This is a genomic window from Pseudomonas sp. PDM14 (assembly GCF_014851905.1).
Lineage (GTDB): Bacteria > Pseudomonadota > Gammaproteobacteria > Pseudomonadales > Pseudomonadaceae > Aquipseudomonas.
The window spans coordinates 2,467,688-2,488,619 of record NZ_JACVAQ010000001.1 but is presented as its reverse complement, the minus strand read 5'-3'; the positions used below and the strand labels follow the sequence as shown (position 1 = coordinate 2,488,619).

The window sequence follows — 20,932 nt, the reverse complement described above, 5'->3', positions numbered from 1 at the left end:
GCCAAACAAAAAGGCCACCTTCGCAGGTGGCCTTTTTGTTTTTCGTGTCCGTTCAGCCTAACGATAAACCTCGCGGCGGAAGATCAGCGGCGGAGATCCTTGATACAACCCGAAAGTCGCCTGCTCTTTCGCCAGCGCGCCATCTGCTGATGTATACGAACAAACGCCACCAAGCCCAACCTCGGACGCAGCTGTTCGTGAACTGCAAAGCCAGACGGCAGGAACACCTGGGGCATTGATCAGATTGATCCCATGGCGAACCACTACAGAGCCATTCAGCTTGCCACCATTCCCCGCCACCGGAGAAACGGTTACCCGCTGGGTCGTGAGAGACGACTCAGACACACTATCAAGCAAAGCAGCCTGGGTCAGGTTTCCACTGTAGCTCTCCAGTGTCGAAGTGACCTGAGTGCAACCATCCACCGCCTTGACGAAAACCGCGCCAGACCATTGCTCCAGAACAACGGGCAAAACCACTCGCGGCGCGTTGCCTGATGAGTCACTGAGATCACTGGCAGCACCATTCTCCGTACGCAGTCTGCCCAGGCGCACCTTGCTACCCTCTAGCGCAGTGGCCGAGTAGTAATCCGCAGCCGTAGCGCCCTTGTCCAGGCTGTAGAAAGCACCATCCGCGCCACTGGCTTCCGTCAGTTGCGTCTTGGCAATAGACAGCTTCAACTTGGCCTCAAACTCTGCATCGCTGCTTTGCGGAGTATCCACGCGCAAATAGGCCGGCGTGTCCTTAAACACATAGCCTCTCTTCCCATCCCACGGACTGGCGTCACTGGCTTCTGCCTCGAAATCGCGAACGCCAGCTACACGGGCGGGCATGCACAGACTGGGCGCATCCGTAGCGGTGCAGCTAACCATCGGCGTTGCCTTGAGCACGCTGCGATCAAGCGCTGACTGGCCCGTTGCGGACAGGAAAGTGTGAGCCAGTGGCTGGGAGAAACGCCACAGCACGCTGGAGTCGTAATTGCGAGTAGTGCCGCCCTGGCGATTTTTCCCCACAACATACAGACGCGAGGCAGCGGTAAAGCCCATGGGCTGGTCTTGATAGGTGAACGCGGTCTGCCCGGACGGCGCGGGTGTGCAGGTAGGCGCCAGGCTGGCGTTGACCTCTACATCCAGATAAGCCGGTGCGAAGCGCCCCACTCGACCACTGTCACTGACCGCACTGATAGCATCGATACCGCTGCCGGAGCCATCCATCTTCAAGCCCTGGTAGCTGGGTGGCGTAGCAGTAATTTTGAAGACACCCACCTCGCTCATGCTCTGCGTAATGCTGACCTGGCTATTGTCATGCACATAACGGGGCGCCTTCAGATCACCATTCAATGCGCCACTACCCAACCCCTGGACGGTCGATGACAACGCAATGCCCGTTGTCTGGATGGTTGCGCTGTCGCCCTGCCGGTAGTTCGGCGTGGTGATATTGGTGCACAGGTTTTCCGCCGTTCGCGACTGTGTGTCACTGCCACCCCAGGCGACTGCTCTCACCTGTAGATCAAAATCATCGCCGGCCCGTACGCTGCCAGGAGATGCCGGCGTAAGCGCCCCGGCCGGGAACAGCGGGCACGCGGCGCCATCCGCTGTACACGCAGCGCTCGTATTCGTTTCCAGACACAGACCAAACGGGCGGCTAATGAACGTGCCGGCACCTAGTATTGAAAGGCCGGCATCACCACTGTTCGCACTGCCATCCACATAGCGGGCATTGAGCGCCATCGAACCCGCGTCGTCATAACGCACGGTGATTGGTGCCCGACCGTTCGCGTCGAAGTCCAGCGTGACATCGGTGGTCGCGGTGGTTTGCCCGCTGGTGGTTGTCGTGACCACTGACGTCGCTGCGGCATTACCCGTTACCACGACGGCCTTGGTTCCGGTATTCGGGTTGCCGTAGGCGGCATTGAAACCGACCGTACGCGTTACGTTGGCGAACCCCGGCACGCAAATGGCGGAACTGTCAGATTTGCGCACGGCCTGGATGGTGCCGTTGACCGGTTTGGCGGCGATCATGTTGGGTACATTCACGAGAAACCCGCTGTCTGCGTAGGTAATCCTGCATCCCGTCGTAGAGCACACAGGTTGACTCAACGGCTTGGTCGCGGGCGCGGACGCGGGTGCTCCGATGGTGACGACTCCAGCTCCGCTGCGTAACTGAGCGACACCAGTCCCTCCACTGAAGTTGATTACATTGCCACCACTGAGGGTTGCCGGAGGCGTTGCAGTCCATCCACTGCTCGGAGCAAGCGTCACACTGACAGGGTCGGTGAAAAGACTGCTGCAGCTGGCATTAAGGCAGGCCTTGATCGTGACTGGCTGCGGGTTGCACGTTAGCGCGTTGGCACCATAGGTGAACTCGAAATGGTCGATCTGCTGGCCGATCGGGTTCAGTTTGGTCGCACAAACCTGGAAGTCGTCCAGCTCGTGGACGTTGTTGGAGCCACCGGTGGAGCCAGTCAATGTCATGAAGAAATTGCTCGGCAACACGTCCTGCCCGCTGGCCGCCTGTGCATCGAATGACGAAATGAGGGTCGTGAATCCGGAGCCGGTATTGCGCTCCACCGACACCATCGTCTTGCCGTTGGTGGTGCTGTCCAAGGTGATTCGGTAGGTATGCCCAGGACCAGCAGTAGCGCCAGAGACATCCAGGCTGGGACTGAGGTTGGCAGATGTACCCGCCAGATAACGGTAACCGGTGGTACCTACGCCTGAGCCCCTTATCGACACGGAGTCCGCTCGCGCACCTGGGCCGCCGACGCGCGTCTCCGTCGGGTTTGAGAAGTTGCCGAACTCGTCGAGTGCAACACCCAGCCAGCCGCCGGAAAAGCCGCTGGTGCCATTCAATTGCGCATACCCAAGGGAGCCGCCATAGCCACCCGGCTGGGGAGTGACAGCGGCATCGGAGAAGATCACCGCCACGCCATCAGCCCCGTTGCCGTTGTAGGCGTAGTACTTGAACTGCACCTGCACGTAGTTCGAGGTGGCCGGAAGCAGGCGCTGGATAGTGGCGCCAGTGGCAACGTTGCCCGAGTTGTCCGTCAGGCGCAGGCGATTATTGATGATCTTCGGCACGCCAAAGCTGCCATTTCGGCTGGTTACCGCCCAGTCGGTGCTACCGAGATCGGTTCGATTGAAGTTATCGGTCAGGCAGGTCGGCACCACTACCGCCTGACACAGGTCAACTGGCGAGGTCAGGCTAGGCGTACAGGTGCCCACCACCTTGCTGCTTCCTGTGCCGGTAATGGTGACCCCCCACGTTGCCGCACTTACGTTGCCGGTTACGCTGGTACTGGCGAGGCTGATGGTATTGGTTGAGGTCAGGTTGCCGGTAATGGTGCTGGTGCTGACGACAAGGTTGTTGTTAGTGGCGGAGGCATTACCATTCAGCGTCAAACCGCTCAGCGTGATCTGGCAGCAACCGCCGCTGATGTTGCCGTTGATGGTGCCGCCAGTGAGATTGATGGTGCCGCTGGTTGCTGCAACATCGCCGGTGATGTTGGTGTTATTGGATGTCACTCCGTTGGTGCCGGTGACCTTGCCTCCAACACTGCCACCACCAAGGCTGACCGTGCCGTTAGTGCTGGTAACCGCACCACTAATGGCCGTGCCATTGGTGGTGGTGATGGGGGCACTGGATGAGAGCGTCCCTGTCACACTGCCCGCACTCAGGGACGCAGAGCCACTGGTGGTGACGTTACTGCCGAATGTCGAAGAAGTCGCGACCAGCGTGCTGGTGATCTGCGTTATGCCGCCGACGGAGGCGTTGGTCAGGTTGTTTGCGCCGCTACTGGTCAGCGTGCCATTCACCGTCGTGCCGTTGAGCGTGATGGCGCCGCTGGCAGATTCCAGCGAGCCGGTAATGGTGCCGGTCGTCAGAGAGATACTGCTGCTCCCGCCCTTCACCGAACCGTTGATGTTGTTGGTGCCGGTTGCGGTAATGGTGTTGTAGTCGGTTTCCAGAGAAATGTTCTTGCCCGAAGTGCCAATGCTATTGCCCGCCAGCGTGAAGCCGCCATTGGCAACGATGGTAACGTCGCCGAGTGACTCAAAAAACCAGGTGGAGACCACCACCGTATCGCCAGCAGCCAGCACAACACGGCCGGTACACGTAAAGACACTCCCGTTTCTGCTCCACGCCGCGCCCTGACCTTGGCAGGGCGGAGGGTTATTTGCGACTGGATTTAGAAAACCGCCTGAGCTGAAGGTATAGGCCACGGCTAGCGCGTTGCTGGACAGCAGCAGCCCCATTGCTGCAACGCCCCATTTGAGCAAGCGGAGAAAAACAGCCTGAGTCATGGCGATGGCCTCTCCACTACGGATGTCAGCTGCCGGTACGCATAGTCCGGCTGGCCGGGAGCACCAAATTGGGCAGTGGCAGTGATCGTGAAAAATTGAGCGGCCGTTTTATCTTCTTCAGGGATAGCCAGTGATACAGAAGGGCAGGTGACCTGGACTTGAAATCCATCAAGGGCAAATGTGGCGCACGGCAACGCTGTGGGGCTTGAAAGGGCGCGAACAATTCCATACTCAATGCCGGCTCGGGCGGCTTGGTACGCTCGGGCCTGCTGAATCGCCATGCTGTTGGTGGCGTTCTGCGTCGTCGCCAGACGTGACATGGCTGCAATGACCAACGCGACGATGATGATCAGGAACATCGCCGCCACCAGGCCAAAGCCGTGCTCGCTTCCCTTAAGGCGCATTATCGACATGGACCTGCTGCAGAAGAGTGATGGTTTCACCGCTGTCGGTCAGGGTCAGGCGCAGTGTGACCAAGCCGCTACGGGTGTTGGTTCCCGCCGCATAGGTGAGGCTACTGGTGCCACAGTTAACGCGATCTACCACCACCGCGGCATTATCGTAGTTGTAGGTGTTTTCCAGAGTGCTGAACTCGCCCCGCCGAATCTGCCCGTTCATGCAGCGATACCCGACAACGCTGTCTGCCAGATAAAAACGATGTTGCGGGGACGCATAGCGAAAGCGAAAGCCTGCAACGGCTGCTCCACTGAGCTGCAGCGTACTGCCGGCAAGACTGACGGAAACCCTGGGGCTAATCACCGATGAAACCGCATCCGAGGGCGGCCATACATTGTTGCCAGGGCCGCCCCCCCCTACGTTGTAGATCACCATCCACAAGCTGGCGGGCAGAATCAGCTCATTGAGCGGCAACGGGCCGGCAAAGGGGATGATGCAAGGACTCGCCGTACACCTTGGCGGGTCCTGCGGCACACCGTTTAGCAGGTTGGCGCGATAGCGGCCGCCAACAGGAGCGCGCAGCAGCTCCAGTTCGCCATTGCCGCCGATACGGACGGAGTTGGGCACCGCCAAACGGATATCACGAGCCATGCGATTGAGGGCAGTCGATGCCAGGTCCACCAGCGTGGCGCGCCGGCTCTGATCGACGAAGCCTTGCATGGGCCGCGACATCACGGTGGAAATCATCACCGCAACCAACCCTGCCAGAGCGATGACCATCACCAGTTCAACCAAGGTAAACCCTTGTATCCGGCAGGCACGCCTTTTAGCCACTCCGCTCTGGTGCCAACGCGGGCACGGGCCCAATACGCACGCCATCAGTAGTTCGTCCTGTAGCCATCGAGCAGCAGTTGCTGCCCGGTGGGGTCCACGACGGTGACACGGATGCTGGTCGCGGCCACCCCGCCTACCGAAGCGCCAGTATTAACCGCTACGGAGACTTGGTAACCAGGAAGAATGGGCGTGCCGTTGATATCCTGCGCAGCCTGCAGGTTTTGTGCTGCGGCCGGCAGGTCGATATAGGCACGGGTAGTGATTGCTTCCAGATAAGCCTCAGCCAACGCCAGACTCTGCTGGCGCAGCATCGGGTCGGCCGAGCGGCCGGTGATCGCGGCCATGGCCGAGAACATCGCCGCTGCGGCGATGCCAACAATTACGATGGTAATCACCAGCTCAACCAGGGTCATGCCTTGTTGCCGCGCTGGCGAACCATGACTGACAACGAAGGGCCGGCTCATGGTGTGGTCCCGATATAGCCGGTGGCCAGGTTGACGTTGATCGAAAAGGCTCCGCTGGCAAAGCTGGCAGTGTTGCCAGCGCCAGAGGCAGCGCCGAGAGAGTTGAAGGTCACGTCCAAAGCGGGCGCAACAGTGACGCCCTGTGAGTTGGTCGTAGCGTAGTTGCCACCCCCAATGGGATTAGCAACCGCACCGCCTGCAGCAATGGCGCCACAAGCGCTCGCATAGGTGAGGGTATAGCCCGCACTGTTGACCTGGGCCCGAATCGGACAGCCACTGGCTACGGCGAGCTTCTGTCCGTAACGCACTGCAGACAGTGCCTCTTCGTAATACAGACGCTGGTCAAACACAGACCTATCAAAGAAACGCGGCCCCACCACCACGGCGAGAATGCCGATGATCACGATGACCATGATCAACTCGACCAAGGTGAAGCCGCGCATTGGCTACTAACAACCCCCTGTAGTGGGAACTACAGTGGGAATCGTACTAGCGGTTGCTGCGGTGTACACAACTTGGCAGGAAGCAGCTGTAGCAGCACCTTTCGCTTGTACGGTCGTTGTGGTTGCTGTGTGCGTAATATCGAATTCAGTGGCCGACAACTGCGCCGCGTCACCAATACCGGCGGCCGAGGACGCTGGGTAGCCGTTGCTAACAGCGATGCTTGCACCCTCTACAGCAACTGTAGTTGTCGACGAGGTGCCGCCGCGAGCCAGGAATGCCGAATGCACAATCGCGGAAGCTGACTTCATGGAGCCTTCTACGCCCTGAATGGTCGAGCGCCGCGCATCAGCACCGAGGTTGGCAAACCGCGGCAGTGCAAACGCCGCCAAAATCCCGAGAATCACGATAACCATGATCAGCTCGATCAGGGTGAAACCGCCTTGTTGTTTTTTCATTTTGAAGCCCTCTGGACTGGAGTTATTCAGTGAAAACGGTGTTCACGACACCGGTTGTAGGCTCATAGGTAATGGTGTCGTTGGCACCATCAGCCTGATAGGTGTAAACGCAATTGCTGGCGGGGCTGGTGGCAAGATAGTCAACGCCGGTGCCGGATGCAGCCACGGTAGGCGCGGAGCCTTGCAGAAGCGCACCCCAGAGCCCGACGCAATCAAGCGTACCGCCAGTGCCGAGCGGCCAGCCGCTGTCGTTGACATCCACATCGTTGTTGCCGAAACCAGCCACGTTGGCATTAGGGGTAGCCACGCCCTTGCTGCGGTTGATTTCCCACTGCGAACGCACCAGCACCACGGCAGAAGCCAGCGCACCGCCCGCACCTTCGACAGCAGCACGATGGGCGTCCTGCGTGGCGTTCATGAAGCGCGGCAGCGCCACGGCGGCCAGAATGCCGAGGATGACGATCACCACCACCAGTTCGATCAGGGTAAAACCTTTGCTGTTCTTCATTGCTCTTCCTCAGTGACTAATCCAGCCCGCCGCGGTTATCTCCGCGCGGGGTACTTCCTCTAGCTCCATGGCAAAAGCCGCACCCATGAATTGTGAGCCAATCGACATTTCCCTGGGAACCGCTCTTACTCGATAGACCTGCAATTCACCCGCGTCTTTTGCCCATTCGTCACCAAAGCGCGTGCGGTACAGCACCCAGCCTTGCTGTGGCAGCCAGTACCAGCAACCGCGACGCGGCTTCTCGGCCATCGCCAGCTCGCCGCAGTAGTTACTCTGCTGCCACCGCAAGAGCACGAAGGGATTGCGCTTCGTCCATCCCTCGTCCAGCGCTTGATCCTTGGCGACCCGCTCCGCGGAAAAGCTGCTCAAACTGGCCGCCAGGTGCTCACGGGTAGCGTTCATCGCCCGCTGCTCACTGACTTCCGCAATCTTCCAGCCAAGCGCCAGCACCAGGCCCAAGCCAATTACACCAATTACGCTCCAGCCAACGATGCGCGCGCGGCGCACCGTGTAGTCCGTCTCGTAATCCGCTCTCAAGCACCACCTTTGGCGGCAGACGCGAGTTCCCACATCGGCAGAAACACACCCAGCGCCAGAACCAGCACCATGATGCCCATCGCCACGATCAGGATCGGCTCGATAGCGTCAGCCAGTTGCTTGAGGTCGTAGTCCACTTCTTGTTCATAGAAGTCAGCGACCTCGATGAACAGGTCATCCAGCGCGCCGGTTTCCTCGCCAACCGCCATCATCTGCAACACCAGCGGTGTGAACAGGCCACTGGTAGACGCCGTACTGGTCAACGCCTCACCGCGCTCGACGCCTTCACGCATGCTCAGAATAGCCCGGCCGATATACAGGTTGCCGACGCTGGCGCTGTTGATCGACAGCGTCTGCAACAGCGGCACGCCGGCCTTGTACATCATCGCGAAGGTGCGGGTGAAACGCGCCAGGGCGATGCGCTCGAACACACCACCGACGATAGGAAAGCGCAGCTTTATCTGGTCCCACTTCAGCGCGCCGGCGTCGGTTTGCTTCCAGCGGATAAAGGCGTAAATAGCGCCCGCAACAACCAGCCCCATCAGCCACCAGTACTCCTGGAAGAACTGCGAGGTGCCGATGAGGATGCGGGTCGGCAGCGGCAGCTGCGCATGGAACTGCTCGAAGACCTTGGCAAACGCCGGGATGACGAACAGGTTGATCACCACCAGCGCGACCACCATGGCCAGCATGACGAACATCGGGTAGCGCGTAGCCTGCTTGATGCGCTTGCGCGTTTCGCGCTCCATCTCCAGATAGCCGGAGAGCTGACGGAAGGCCTGGTCGAGCTGGCCGGTGTTTTCGCCGACGCTGATCATGCTGATGAACAGTGTGCCGAATACCTTCGGGTGTGCGTGCAGCGCCACGGCCATGCTCATGCCGCCCTCGAGGTCGCTGCGTACCTCCTGCAATACTTCACGAAAATACAGGTTGCGATGGGACTCGCCGAGGCCGCCGATGGCGCGGATGATCGGCACACCGGCCTTGCTCAGGCTGTACATCTGCCGGCAGAAGATGATCAGTTCTTCGAGGTCGACGCTCTTGCGGCGCAGGCGCTCTTTGAGCGCGGCAAACACGTCGTCATCGGCCTGCTGCGCCTGCTCCTCAATGGTCAACGGGGTGATGCGCTGAGCGAGCAGTTCACTGGCCACGGCGTCACTATTGGCACCCTGCAGAGTGCCACTGATCTTGCCACCCTGGGCGTCGCGCCCGGTGTAACGGAACTGGCTCATGGCGCTGCTTTCCGCCGCTCAGGGGCCGGTCGCGAAGCGACTGCCGGGCAACGGGAATTCCCCCTCATCACGCAACTACCTCATCAGTCAGGGTAGCGCATACCTTGAGGACTTCCTCGACGCTGGTCACCCCGGCCAGGGCGTAGTCCAGCGCACAGGCGGCCAGCGGTCGGTAGTTGGCGCTGGCCTGAGCCGCCTCGGCGAAGCCTTGCGGGTCATTGCGGCGCAGCGCCGCGACCATGCCCTCGTCCATTTCCAGCAGCTCGTAGACGCCGACACGCCCGGCGTAACCGGTGTTGTGGCACTGGTGGCAACCGGCGCCGCGCTTGAACGTGCGTCCCACCAGCGGCGCACGGTAGAGATTCTCCAGCCAGACCAGCTGCCGCGGCTCGGGCGCGTGGTCTTCCATGCAGTTCTCGCACACGCGGCGTACCAGGCGCTGCGCCAGCACCGCATTGAGCGAGGTCGCGACGAGGAACGGTTCGGCGCCCATGTCGATCAGGCGCATGGCCGATGTCAACGCATCGTTGGTGTGCAGGGTGGACAACACCAGGTGACCGGTGAGGGCGGCGCGCAGGCCGATCTCGGCGGTTTCCTGGTCACGCATTTCACCGATCAGGACGATGTCCGGGTCCTGACGCAGGGCAGCGCGCAGCACGCGGGCGAAGCTCAGGTCGATCTTGGCGTTGACCTGCACCTGGTTGATCCGCGGCAGGCGGTACTCGACCGGGTCCTCCACGGTGATGATCTTCTTCTCCGGGCTGTTCAGCTCGGCAAGGCCGGCGTACAGCGTGGTGGTTTTGCCCGAGCCGGTCGGCCCGGTGACCAGCACCAGGCCGAACGGGCGCTGCAGCAGGCGACGGAAGCGCACCAGCATGTCCGGCGGCATGCCGCTGGCATCCAGGGTCGAGACCCCACCGGTCTGGTCGAGCAGACGCATCACCACCGATTCGCCGAACTGCACCGGCATGGTTGACACCCGCACGTCGATCGCGCGGTTCTTCACCCGGATGTTGAAGCGCCCATCCTGCGGCAGACGCTTTTCGGAGATATCCAGGCCGGACATGATCTTCAGGCGCATGACCAGGGCCGAGGCGACGCGCGCCTCCTTCATCACCTGTTCATTGAGCACGCCGTCGATGCGCTGGCGAATGCGCACCACGCCTTCGTCGGGCTCGATGTGGATGTCCGAGGCCTTCATCTGCACGGCGTCTTCGAACAACGTCTGCAGTAGGCGCACCACCGGCGCTTCGGTGTTGTTGTCGGAGCCGAGCTTGGACAGATCGAAGTCACTGTCCTTCAGTTCGCCTTCCAGCTCGCCGGCAATCGAGGCGATCTCGCTGGTGCGCCGGTAGACCGTGTCGAGGGTCGCCAGCAACTCGGCCTCGCGCACCACAGCCGGCTGTACACGGACCTTGAGGATGCGCTCCATCTCGTCGAGGGCGAACAGGTCGAGCGGGTCGGACATGCCCACCAGCAAGCCACCGCCTTCGCGGGACAGGACGATGGCGCGAAAACGCCGGGCGAACGCCTCGGGCAGGGTCTGCACCAGGGCGTTGTCGAACTTGAAGTGCTTGAGCTCGATGAACGGAATTTTCAGCTGCTCGGACAGCGCCGTGAGCAGCTTCACCTCGGCGACGAAACCGAGGTCGACCACCGTGCGGCCGAGTTTTGAGCCGGTGCGTTTCTGATCCTGCAGCGCCAGCTGCAACTGGGCGTCACTGATCAGCCCGGCCTGGATCAACAGATCGCCCAGGCGCACCTTGCGCTGGCGTACATCTTCCTGACTCATCAACGACCTCCCAACGCCGCGGCGCGTTCGCTGGCGAACCGCCGCGCGCTGTCATCCAATCCTTGGCCCTTGAGGGCCAGGCGATAGTGCCCGCCGGCTTCGGCGGACTGATCAAGCTGTTCCAGCGCAATGGCCAGGCCGAGCTGCCAGGTGCCCTGATTCGGGCGCAGCTCGATCATCTGCCGATACAGCGCGGCGCTCTCGCGCCACTGCCCGGTCTGCTGATAGACGGCTGCGAGCAGGGCGAAGTAGGTCGGCTCCTGCAGCAACGATGGCGGGTTCTGCTCCAGCGTCGCCACGGCGGCGCGGGTCTGCCCGGCCTGCAGCTGCGCGCGCGCTAGCAGCAGGCGCAGCTCGCTGTCCTTCGGCAGCCCCTGCAACTGTCCCGGCAGCCAGGCCAGCAGGCGCTCCTGCTCGCCACCGGCGAGGTAGGCGCGGGCCAGCCAACGAGTGACCTCGGGGTTGCTCGGCTGCGCGCGATGCAGCGTCTCAAGTTCGCGGATCGAGCGCGGGTAGTCGCCGTCTTCCAGGGCCTGACGCGCCTGGCTGAGGGCGTCCGGGCGATACGGTTTCACGCTGACTTCGGCCGGCCCCGTAGGCAACGGCTCGACGCGCGCCGGCGGCGCCGGTTCGGCCGCGACAGCGGGCACATGGGCGGCGGGCACTGGCGCGCTGGCCCAGGCCGGCACCAGCGGCTCGGCTACGGGTTCGGCAGCTACGGCGGGCGGCAGGTCGTCCAGCTCGACGGCGGCCTCGGGCGGCGCTTCGGATGCATTCAGCGGCACCTCGATCCACAGCAGCCAGCGCTCGCCAGCGGGCTCCAGACGATCACGCACGTCCAGACCATCACCGAGACCGACCAGCAGCACCTGGACGTCCGCGCCCTGGTTTTCCACACGCCAGGACAGGCTGCGACCATTGCGCTGCACGCGGCCATGCTGGGCCTCGCCCTGCAGCTGTATGCCCGGCAGACGCAGGCTGATCGCGCCGCTTTCTTCGATGCGCTGGTAGGGCACCGAGCGCTCCAGCAGCAGTTGCAGCACCAGACCACGGGCATCGTGCTGCGGCAGAACGTCGAGGACCTGCGGCACGCTCACCGCTGCCGGCACGGCAGGTGCGGCAGGGGCCGTTGGCAGCGGATCGATCTGTTTGACCACGCGCCCGATCATCAGGCCAACCAGCAGCCCACCGAGAAGCACCGCACAGAACCAGATCGACCCGCGGCGAATGCGCTCGAAACGCTCGCGCCGCGCCGCGCCGGCTTCATCCACGGCGTGCAGGCCATCCAGCTGCAGGCGCTCGCCGGGCGCGGCACGACGCTCTTCGAGATCACGCAGCATGTCGTTGACCAGGCTCATGGCAGCAACTCCCGCCATTGCGTCAGCCAGGGCCAGGCCCCCGCCACCAGCAGTACCGACAGCACACCGGCGGCCAGGCCCCAGCCCAGCCAGCGCGGGCTCTGCCGCAGAAACGGTTGCGCACCTTCGGTATCCAGCTGCGCACGACGCACGTGCCCAGCCGAAACCTGGCGTCGGCCTTCGCCAAACGCTGCCATCAGCGCCTTGTGCGCGAGGATATTGAGCAGCCGCGGAATCCCCCCGCTGCCCCGCACCAGACGGCGTACGGCCGAGGGGCTGAACAGCGGCTCGCCGCGGTAGCCGGCCACGGCCAGGCGCTCATTGAGGTAGCGCTGGGTGTCCTTCACGTCCAGCGCCCGCAGGCGGTAGGAAAAGGTGATGCGCTGGCGCAACTGGCGGAACTCGTTGCGCTCCAGGGTGGCATCCAGCTCGGGCTGGCCGAACAGCACCACCTGCAACAGCTTGGCCTGCTCGGTTTCCAGGTTGGTCAGCAGACGCAGGGCTTCCAGGGTCGCGGTCGGCAGGGCCTGTGCTTCGTCGATCAGCACCACCGTGCTCTTGCCCGTCGCTGCCAGCTCGATCAGGCGCACGTGCAGCGCTTCGAGCACGCCCTGGGCGTCCATGTCCTCGATGTTCTCGATACCCAACTCGCGGGCCAGTGCCTGGCGCAGGCCCACCGGGCTCATCCCCGGATTGGGCAGGTACGCCAGCTGATAGCGCTCGTCTTCGAGCTGATTGAGCAGGGCGCGGCACAGCAGGGTCTTGCCGGTGCCGACTTCGCCGGTGATCTTGATGAAGCCCTCGCCTTCACCGAGGGCCACGCGCAGCAGGTTGAGGCAGGCCTGATAGGGCGCCAGCTGCACCAGGAATTCGGTGTTCGGAGTCAGCGCGAAGGGTTTCTCGCGCAGGCCGAAAAAGGCTTCGTACATCGCCTTATCTCAGTTCCTTGAAGGTTTCCGCGCTCTTGCGCAGTTCCTGCAACCAGACTTCATCGTTGACCACCTGCGGGCGCATGAGAATCACCAGCTCACTCTGCTGCAGCGCCTTGCGCTGCTGCTTGAACAGGTTGCCAACCACCGGCAGGGTACTGGCCCACGGCACGTTGGCGTCGGTGTTCTCGTTATTGTTCTGCAGCAGACCGCCGATCACCACCACCTGGCCACTGCGGGCACGCACGATGGAGTCGGATTGGCGTGTGGTGGACAGCGCCAGCGGCAGGTTGAAGACATTGTCTTCGCCGAGCTGGATGATCTTGTTCTGGTCACGCACGCGGCTGACGGTCGGACGCACATGCAGGGTCACGGAGTCGCTCTGGTCGATCTGCGGGGTGACGTCCAGCGAGATGCCGGAGAAGAACGGGGTCAGGGTGACATCCTGGGTCGGCTGGGTAACGCCGGCCACTGTGGTGGTACTGCTGTTGGACGAGACCTCGGTGACGAAGAACTCGTCGGTACCGACCTTGATCACCGCCTTCTGGTTGTTCAGCGTGGAAATCCGCGGGCTGGACAGCACGCGCACCTCGCCCTGGGTTTCCAGCAGTTGGATCAGCCCGGTGAAGTCACCGAAACGCAGCACACTGCTGAACACGCCACCGATGCCGTTCGGCCCGTCCAACAGATCGCCATCGACACCGCCGCCGACGTTGCCGTTGTCACTGATGCGCTCCCAGTTGATGCCGGCCTGGAAGCCGTCGTTGAGCTGCACTTCGAGAATCTTGGTTTCCAGGATCACCTGGCGCTGCAGGTTGCGCTGTGCCTGCTCGAGGAAGCGAGCAACGTTCTCCTGATCGGCGCTGTTGGCGCGCACCACCAGCATGCTGGCCTGCGGATTGACCACCACGCTGTTGCCCTGCTCGCCGCCGACGATCATCGCAACCACGTCGCGCACTTCCTTCCAGAAGTCGACGTTGCTGGTGGTCAGCACCTGGCTGGCGTTGAGGGTGGTCACCGAGCGGTCGCCGCTGGAGCTGCCGCCATTGTTGTTATTGCTGCTGTTGTTATTGCTGCCGTTGCCGTTTTCGGTGCTTTCCACCTGGCCGGAGCTGACACGGGTATCGGACTGGCCGATACGTTGCAGGTTGAGGTAGTTGAGGTCATAGCTGCGGGTGATCGCCCGGTTCGGCAGGATCTGGTAGCCGTAGTCGGTGCGGCGGAAGTCGTAGCCGTAACTGTCGCGCACGGCGGCAAGCACTTCTTCGAGAGTCACGCGGCGCAGGCTGAAGGTGATGGTGCCGGTGACGTCCGGGTGCACCACCAGGTTCTGTCCAGCGCCTTCCATCAGGCTGAGGAAGAACTCGCGCGCCGGCATGTCCTTGGCCGCAACATCGAAGCGCGGACCGCTGGTGTAGCTGCCGACACCGCTGCTCAGTGGCGGGATCAGCGCGGCCTGCACGGCGGGTGGCGGCGCGACCTTGACCTGGGTCTGGCGCAGGCTCTCATCGAGCAGCTTGCTGCTCTGCTCGTACAGTTGCTTGTCGCCATCCTCGAAGGTCTGGCAGGCGCTCAACAGGCAGATCAGGCCAAGCAGGCCGAGGCTCGGCAGGGATTTCAGCATCATGGGCATCATCGGCTCGGTTGCAAAACGGGTTCGGCCAGGCGCAGCAGCTCACGCTGGCCCTGACGTTCGATCAATACGGAGTGCGGATGGATGGCCAGCACACGGGCCCCCGCATGTTCATCACCGACGCGCAGAGCACGCCCGGCGATGACTGCGCGACTGCCCTGGGCGCCACGCAGAATGGCCTGCAGCACGGGTGCCGGCGCGGCCTTGTCATCCTGTGCAGCGGGGCGCAGGTTGGCCGGCGGCTGCGTCGGATCGATGGCCGCGGCAGTGGCCACGGCGCTGCACAGCAGCAGGCTGTAGAAAAACGCTTTAAACACCGACCCACCCCGACTGACGGCTCAAGGTATACAGCTGCAGGCTGATCTGCGCACGGCCCGGGCCTGCTTCACCGACCTGGTAGTCGAGGCTGTCCCAGTTGAGTTTCCAGGGCGTGCCCTGGATCGCCTGCAGGTAGCGCAGCAGGTCGAAGTAACCGCCTTCGAGCTGCAAACGCACGCCGTGCTTGTACAGGGTCACACCGGCATCGGTCTTGGCCGCTGCGGGCGGGGTCGCGGGCGGCGCTGCCTCGACGGCGACAGCGGGAGCAGCGGCGTCTGCAAGTTTCACCGGTTCGCTGAAGCTTTCCAGCCCGACCAGATGCAGCCCCTTGTGCCCCTTGAGCAGGTCTTCGAGCACCGCACGCATCTTGTCCGGGGTGATCAGCTCGCTGGTGTTGTGATCGATCTGACCAAGCAGCTGCTCGCGACTGGCGTCGGCGGCCAGTAGTGCAGTGTTGTAGGGGACATTCGGATCGGCCCGGAGCTTTTCCTGCAGTTCGGCCAACCCGTTCTCGGCCTCCAGGCGCCGTGCCTCGGCCAGCTTGATGTCAGCCTCCTGCTTGCTCAGGCGCACGGCCAGCGGATCGGAGACCAGCAGGACGTAGATCAGCCCGACCATCACCAGCCCGACCAGATAGCCCAGCCATTGCTCGCGTGGCGCCAGGCCCTGCCAGCGCTGCAGCCACTTGTTCATGGCGTCTCCTCCTTGTCGTCCGTGCGCGAGGACAGGTCGAAATGCAGCAACGCATCATCGCCGCGCTGCACATCGAAGCGGGCGAACTGGCGCCCCTGGAACACCGCATTCTGGCTCAGCCGCTGCAGGTATTCCGGCAGCAACTCCTGGGTCTGACTGGTGCCCTTGAGGCGCAGATCGGTGCCGCCTTCGGTAAGGACGATGGTATTCAGCCACAAGCCACTTGGCGGGTGCTGCTCGGCCAGGGCAGCCAGCGGCGCGACGAAGCCGACACGCTGCTGCCGCGCGAGGATTTCCAGGTAGCTGATCAGGCGCTGCAGCTCACGGTTGCGTGCTTCCTGATCGGCCAGGCGCAAGGGCAGATCGGGATTGAGCTGGGGCTCGATGAACTGCGCCTTGGCCTCGATCAGTTGCTGCTCGGCCTGCTGCGCCTGCGCTTCGGCCACGGCGGCGGTAGAAGTGCCCCGGTACACCTGAAACCCCTGCCAGAAACCGTGCAACAAGCACAGGAACAGCAGCGCGACCAGACCGATGAGCATCTGCTGCGGCTGTGGACCGCTGCGCTGGGCACTTTCGACCTGATAAAGGTTGAGGTTCTGCATCACAGCGCCTCCTGACGCAGCGCTGCACCCACAGCCGCGACGCAATAGGCCTGCGCGATCTCGTCGAGCTGCGCGGCATCCTGGCCGGGAAACAGCTCACGCAGGTCCAGCGCCTGCAGCTTCACGGCCAGGCCACTGCCCAGCGCCTGCAGCGCCTGCGCGCCATCGCGCTTCATCGGCAGCAACAGCAGGCGGTTGATATAGCCCTTGCCCAGCTGGCTCTCGAAGTAGTCGAGGGAGCGCTGGATCTCCAGGGTCACCGCGGAGAAATCCTGCCCGGCTTGGTTCAGGCCGTGTTCGATCCGTCGCGCCATATACAGATCGGCGCCGTGCTGCACGCAGATCAGGCCCTCACTGGAGCGCAAACGCATCAGCGCAACGTTCATGCCATCGGCGCCGGCCAGCAGGCCGAGGTTGCGGAATGCCATTTCGGTGACGTCGATGCTGCTCAGCTCCAGGCCGGCCTGCTTCATCATCTCGTCCCAGGCGTGCATGCGGGATTTCGACAGCAGTGCGCAGTAGGCCATGCGCGAACGGCCGCGGTAGGCATCGGTGGGCAGGGCGAAGGCATCGACCACCACCTGATCGAGCGGCTCGCTGGTGAGGTCCTTGACCCGCCAGCGCATCGCCGCGCGCAGGTCTTCGCCCGGCACGTCGGGGCTGTCGAGCAGGTGCATCTGATAATTGGCGGGGTGCAACAACAGGTTGACGCGGGTGCCGGCAACACCGAGTTCGGCAACCAGCGCTTTCAGCACAGCGGGCTGTTCGGCCGGGGCGGCCTTGCGGAACTGGCAATCGAGCAGTTGCGGCGCCTCACCCGGCACTCGCAGCACGCGGGCCAGGGCGATGCCTTCGGGACCGGTTTCGATCCCCAACAGACCGTCCGCTTTTTTTCTTTTTTTTGCGAACCACACCAAAAGCGCGTTCCCCTTGCTGACCCCGCCCCACAATGCCCGAGGGCAACAGTGGATGGCGGCGCACTGTAGAATGTTGTCCCGAGCCCTCTCCCTGAGCCACGTCAATGTTTCATGTCGTCCTGTTCCAGCCCGAGATTCCCCCGAATACCGGCAACATCATTCGCCTTTGTGCCAACACCGGCTGTCAGTTACACCTGATCGAGCCGCTGGGTTTCGAGCTGGATGACAAACGCTTGCGCCGTGCCGGGCTGGACTACCACGAATACGCGACATTAAAACGCCACCATTCATTGGCTGACTGTATCACACAAACTTCCAGTGACAGGATATTGGCATTCACCACAAAAGCCAGCCACAGCTACGCACAGATGCAGTTTCGGCGCGGCGATTTGCTGCTGTTCGGCCCAGAGAGTCGCGGCTTGCCTGCCGAAGTTCTTGAGCAGATTCCCGACGAACAGCGTCTGCGCATGCCGATGCGCCCGGGAAACCGCAGCCTGAACCTGTCCAACGCCGTTGCCGTGACTGTATACGAGGCCTGGCGACAGAATGGTTTCTGCATGGAGTAAGGCCGCTTTGCGGCCATAAAAAAAGCGCCCCGCGGGGCGCTTTTTCATGTCGGGATGGCTCAGGCTTCGGCCTGGGCACCCTGAATGCGCTGCAGCTCCTGGGCGTACAGGGCATCGAAGTTCACCGGAGCCAGCATCAGCGCCGGGAACGAGCCGCGGGTGACGAGGTTGTCCAGCGCCTCACGGGCGTACGGGAACAGCAGGTTCGGGCAGAAAGCGCCAAGGGTGTGGCTCATGGACGCGGCGTCCAGACCCTTGATCAGGAAGATACCGGCCTGCTGCACTTCGGCGATGAAGGCGGTTTCTTCGCCGTTCTTCACGGTGACGGACAGGGTCAGCACGACTTCGTGGAAGTCACCTTCCAGCGGCTTCTGACGGGTGTTGAGATCCAGCGCGACGCTCGGGGTCCACTCCTGACGGAAGATTTCCGGGCTCTTCGGCGCTTCGAAGGACAGATCGCGCACATAGATGCGCTGCAGGGAGAACTGAGGGCCCTGTTCGGCCTGGGCGGCGCCGTTGTTTGCTTGTTCGGTCATGGCAAAGTCTTCTTGTTACTGGGTTACTGAAAGGGTTCAGGCGTTGAGCAGCGCATCCAGCTTGCCGGCGCGCTCAAGGGCGAACAGGTCATCGCAGCCACCGACATGGCGCTCGCCGATCCAGATCTGCGGCACCGAAGTGCGCCCGGCCTTGCGGACCATTTCGGCGCGGACCTGCGGCTGGCCATCGACACTGATCTCCTCGAAGGCCACGCCTTTATTGCTCAGCAGCTGCTTGGCGCGGATGCAGTAAGGGCACCAGGCGCTGGAGTAAACCACAACCGGCTGCATGTCACTTGACTACGGGCAGGTTGTCGCCGCGCCAGGTGGCGATGCCGCCGCCGAGCTTGGCCGCGGTGAAGCCGGCTTTCTTCAGGTCACGCGCGACACCACCAGCGTGCTGCCCCATGGCGTCGACCACGATGATGGTCTTGGCCTTGTGCTTTTCCAGCTCGCTGGTGCGCGCGGCGACCTTGTCGAACGGGATGTTGATCGCGCCGACGATATGGCCGGCAGAGAAATCCTTGGCGTTGCGGATATCCAGCACCACGCCCTGCTCGCTGTTGACCAGCGCAGTGAGCTCGCGGCTGGACAGGCTTTTGCCGCCCTTGCGCAATTCGGTGACGATCAGCAATACCAGCAGAACGGCGAAGCAACCGGTCAATACATAGTGGTTAGTGGCAAATTCAATCAGGTGGGCCAACATCGCGGGGTTCCAGAGCGGTAAAATGCCGGCCAGTATACACAGCCCCGCAGGTCGGCCAAGCCCGCACAGCGGTGACGCCGCAGGCCATTGGCCGTAAAATGCGCGACCTCTTTCGACCCATGCACAGCGAGCCAGCTTTTATGAGCGCCACGCCCAAACCCCTGGTCCTGATCATCCTCGACGGCTTCGGCCACAGCGACACCCCCGAATACAACGCCATCTACGCCGCCCACACCCCGGTCTACGATCACCTGCGCGCGACCCAGCCGCACGGCCTGATCTCCGGCAGCGGCATGGATGTCGGCCTGCCGGACGGGCAGATGGGCAACTCCGAAGTCGGCCACATGAACCTCGGCGCCGGCCGCGTGGTGTACCAGGACTTCACCCGGGTGACCAAGGCGATCCGTGACGGCGAGTTCTTCGAAAATGCCGAGATCACCCGCGCGGTGGACCAGGCCGTCGGCGCCGGCAAGGCCGTGCACATCCTCGGCCTGCTCTCCGACGGCGGCGTTCACAGCCACCAGGATCACCTGGTCGCCATGGCCGAACTGGCCGCTCAGCGCGGCGCCGAGAAGATCTACCTGCATGCCTTCCTCGACGGCCGCGATACACCGCCGAAAAGCGCCCAGGCCTCCATCGAGCTGCTCGACAGCACCTTCGCCGGCCTCGGCAAGGGTCGCGTCGCCAGCCTGATCGGTCGCTACTTTGCCATGGACCGCGACAACCGTTGGGACCGCGTCGAGCAGGCCTACAACCTGATCGTCGACGGCAATGGCCAGTTCAACGCCACCAGCGCCGTCGAAGGCCTGCAGGCCGCCTACGCGCGTGGCGAGAGCGACGAGTTCGTCAAGGCCACCACCATCGGCGAGGCCGTCCGCGTCGAAGACGGCGACGCCGTGGTGTTCATGAACTTCCGCGCCGACCGCGCCCGCGAGCTCACCCGCGCCTTCGTCGAGACCGAATTCAAGGACTTCGCCCGCGCCCGCACCCCGCAACTGGCCGGCTTCGTCATGCTCACCCAGTACGCGGCGAGCATCCCGGCGCCCAGCGCGTTCAAGCCGGCGCCGCTGACCAACGTGCTCGGCGAGTACCTGGCCAACAACGGCAAGACCCAGCTGCGCATCGCCGAGACCGAGAAGTACGCCCACGTCACCTTCTTCTTCTCTGGCGGCCGCGAAGAGCCCTTCGCTGGCGAGGAGCGCATCCTCATCCCGTCGCCAAACGTCGCCACCTACGACCTGCAACCGCAGATGAGCGCGCCGGAGGTCACCGACAAGATCGTCGACGCCATCGAAAACCAGCGCTACGACGTGATCATCGTCAACTACGCCAACGGCGACATGGTCGGCCACACCGGCGTGTTCTCTGCCGCCGTGGCCGCCGTGGAATGCCTGGATGCCTGCGTCGGCCGTATCGTCGCGGCGCTGGACAAGGTTGGCGGCGAAGCACTGATCACCGCCGACCACGGCAACGTCGAGCAGATGGAAGACGAGTGCACCGGTCAGGCGCACACCGCGCACACCTGCGAGCCGGTGCCCTTCATCTATGTCGGCAAGCGTGCGGTCAGCCTGCGCGAAGGCGGCGTGCTCGCCGACGTGGCACCGACCCTGCTGACCCTGATGGGCATGCCGATCCCCGACGAGATGAGCGGCACCAGCATCGTCACCCTCGGCTGATCAGCCACTGCGCAGCCGGCGCTCATCCGGCTGC

At 63.0% G+C, this 20,932-nt stretch carries 22 protein-coding genes; 2 read left to right on the top strand and 20 right to left on the bottom strand.

Translation table 11 applies throughout. The annotated features are described in order from the left end of the window. Positions 1-57: 57 nt before the first annotated feature. The 17 genes from IB229_RS11740 to IB229_RS11660 form a co-directional block, all read right to left on the bottom strand. Positions 58-4,302: a DUF6701 domain-containing protein gene (locus IB229_RS11740; protein ID WP_192328786.1), complete on the bottom strand. Its 4,245-nt coding sequence runs from the start codon at positions 4,300-4,302 to the stop codon at positions 58-60. Then, complete coding sequence (locus IB229_RS11735; RefSeq protein ID WP_225578955.1) at positions 4,299-4,661, bottom strand: pilus assembly protein MshP; 363 nt, start codon at positions 4,659-4,661, stop codon at positions 4,299-4,301. The genes IB229_RS11740 and IB229_RS11735 overlap by 4 nt, the downstream gene beginning before the upstream one ends. Positions 4,662-4,695: 34 nt before the next feature. After that, complete coding sequence (locus IB229_RS11730; protein ID WP_192328779.1) at positions 4,696-5,577, bottom strand: type II secretion system protein; 882 nt, start codon at positions 5,575-5,577, stop codon at positions 4,696-4,698. Next, positions 5,577-5,996 (bottom strand): prepilin-type N-terminal cleavage/methylation domain-containing protein, encoded by a 420-nt coding sequence (locus tag IB229_RS11725; RefSeq protein WP_225578953.1) that lies wholly within the window; start codon positions 5,994-5,996, stop codon positions 5,577-5,579. Before IB229_RS11725 ends, IB229_RS11730 begins: the two co-directional genes overlap by 1 nt. Further along, positions 5,993-6,439: a Tfp pilus assembly protein FimT/FimU gene (locus IB229_RS11720; RefSeq protein WP_192328776.1), complete on the bottom strand. Its 447-nt coding sequence runs from the start codon at positions 6,437-6,439 to the stop codon at positions 5,993-5,995. Before IB229_RS11720 ends, IB229_RS11725 begins: the two co-directional genes overlap by 4 nt. 6 nt (positions 6,440-6,445) lie before the next feature. Then, positions 6,446-6,895, bottom strand: a complete 450-nt coding sequence (locus IB229_RS22105) for a prepilin-type N-terminal cleavage/methylation domain-containing protein (RefSeq protein ID WP_192328773.1) — start codon at positions 6,893-6,895, stop codon at positions 6,446-6,448. Positions 6,896-6,917: 22 nt separating this feature from the next. Next, positions 6,918-7,403: a prepilin-type N-terminal cleavage/methylation domain-containing protein gene (locus IB229_RS22100; RefSeq protein WP_192328770.1), complete on the bottom strand. Its 486-nt coding sequence runs from the start codon at positions 7,401-7,403 to the stop codon at positions 6,918-6,920. 9 nt (positions 7,404-7,412) lie between these two features. Beyond that, positions 7,413-7,940, bottom strand: coding sequence for a hypothetical protein (locus IB229_RS11705; protein WP_192328767.1), 528 nt, complete (start codon positions 7,938-7,940; stop codon positions 7,413-7,415). Then, positions 7,937-9,172, bottom strand: coding sequence for a type II secretion system F family protein (locus tag IB229_RS11700; protein WP_192328763.1), 1,236 nt, complete (start codon positions 9,170-9,172; stop codon positions 7,937-7,939). The genes IB229_RS11705 and IB229_RS11700 overlap by 4 nt, the downstream gene beginning before the upstream one ends. A 67-nt stretch (positions 9,173-9,239) precedes the next feature. Further along, positions 9,240-10,964, bottom strand: coding sequence for a GspE/PulE family protein (locus tag IB229_RS11695; RefSeq protein ID WP_192328760.1), 1,725 nt, complete (start codon positions 10,962-10,964; stop codon positions 9,240-9,242). Beyond that, positions 10,964-12,322: a tetratricopeptide repeat protein gene (locus IB229_RS11690; protein ID WP_192328757.1), complete on the bottom strand. Its 1,359-nt coding sequence runs from the start codon at positions 12,320-12,322 to the stop codon at positions 10,964-10,966. Before IB229_RS11690 ends, IB229_RS11695 begins: the two co-directional genes overlap by 1 nt. Then, entirely contained in the window at positions 12,319-13,251 is a 933-nt protein-coding gene (locus tag IB229_RS11685) for an ExeA family protein (RefSeq protein ID WP_192328754.1), read from the bottom strand. Before IB229_RS11685 ends, IB229_RS11690 begins: the two co-directional genes overlap by 4 nt. Before the next feature lie 4 nt (positions 13,252-13,255). After that, positions 13,256-14,878 (bottom strand): pilus (MSHA type) biogenesis protein MshL, encoded by a 1,623-nt coding sequence (locus tag IB229_RS11680; protein ID WP_225578952.1) that lies wholly within the window; start codon positions 14,876-14,878, stop codon positions 13,256-13,258. Between the two features lie 5 nt (positions 14,879-14,883). Next, positions 14,884-15,201 (bottom strand): Type II secretory pathway component, encoded by a 318-nt coding sequence (locus tag IB229_RS11675; RefSeq protein WP_318652098.1) that lies wholly within the window; start codon positions 15,199-15,201, stop codon positions 14,884-14,886. Next, on the bottom strand, positions 15,194-15,895 hold the full coding sequence (gspM, locus tag IB229_RS11670) for a type II secretion system protein GspM (RefSeq protein ID WP_192328748.1): 702 nt from the start codon (positions 15,893-15,895) through the stop codon (positions 15,194-15,196). Before gspM ends, IB229_RS11675 begins: the two co-directional genes overlap by 8 nt. Then, complete coding sequence (locus IB229_RS11665) at positions 15,892-16,497, bottom strand: PilN domain-containing protein (protein ID WP_192328745.1); 606 nt, start codon at positions 16,495-16,497, stop codon at positions 15,892-15,894. The genes gspM and IB229_RS11665 overlap by 4 nt, the downstream gene beginning before the upstream one ends. Next, entirely contained in the window at positions 16,497-17,372 is an 876-nt protein-coding gene (locus IB229_RS11660; protein ID WP_225578951.1) for an MSHA biogenesis protein MshI, read from the bottom strand. Before IB229_RS11660 ends, IB229_RS11665 begins: the two co-directional genes overlap by 1 nt. Before the next feature lie 146 nt (positions 17,373-17,518). Between IB229_RS11660 and trmL the strand changes: the two genes are divergently transcribed. Further along, the gene (trmL, locus tag IB229_RS11655) at positions 17,519-17,980 is read left to right on the top strand and encodes a tRNA (uridine(34)/cytosine(34)/5-carboxymethylaminomethyluridine(34)-2'-O)-methyltransferase TrmL (protein ID WP_192328739.1); all 462 of its coding nucleotides are present in this window, start codon (positions 17,519-17,521) and stop codon (positions 17,978-17,980) included. 59 nt (positions 17,981-18,039) lie between these two features. Here the strand turns inward: trmL and secB are convergent, their stop codons facing one another. From secB to IB229_RS11640, 3 genes are read right to left on the bottom strand one after another with little or no spacing between them, the layout of a single operon-like run. After that, on the bottom strand, positions 18,040-18,516 hold the full coding sequence (gene secB, locus IB229_RS11650; RefSeq protein WP_192328736.1) for a protein-export chaperone SecB: 477 nt from the start codon (positions 18,514-18,516) through the stop codon (positions 18,040-18,042). Between the two features lie 36 nt (positions 18,517-18,552). After that, on the bottom strand, positions 18,553-18,807 hold the full coding sequence (gene grxC / locus IB229_RS11645) for a glutaredoxin 3 (protein WP_192328733.1): 255 nt from the start codon (positions 18,805-18,807) through the stop codon (positions 18,553-18,555). Between the two features lies 1 nt (position 18,808). Next, a complete protein-coding gene (locus tag IB229_RS11640) occupies positions 18,809-19,222 on the bottom strand; it encodes a rhodanese-like domain-containing protein (RefSeq protein ID WP_192328730.1) in 414 nt (137 codons plus the stop codon). A gap of 140 nt (positions 19,223-19,362) precedes the next feature. On the opposite strand from IB229_RS11640, the gene gpmI reads away from it, so the two are divergent. Further along, positions 19,363-20,898, top strand: a complete 1,536-nt coding sequence (gene gpmI, locus IB229_RS11635) for a 2,3-bisphosphoglycerate-independent phosphoglycerate mutase (protein ID WP_192328727.1) — start codon at positions 19,363-19,365, stop codon at positions 20,896-20,898. Positions 20,899-20,932: the final 34 nt, after the last annotated feature.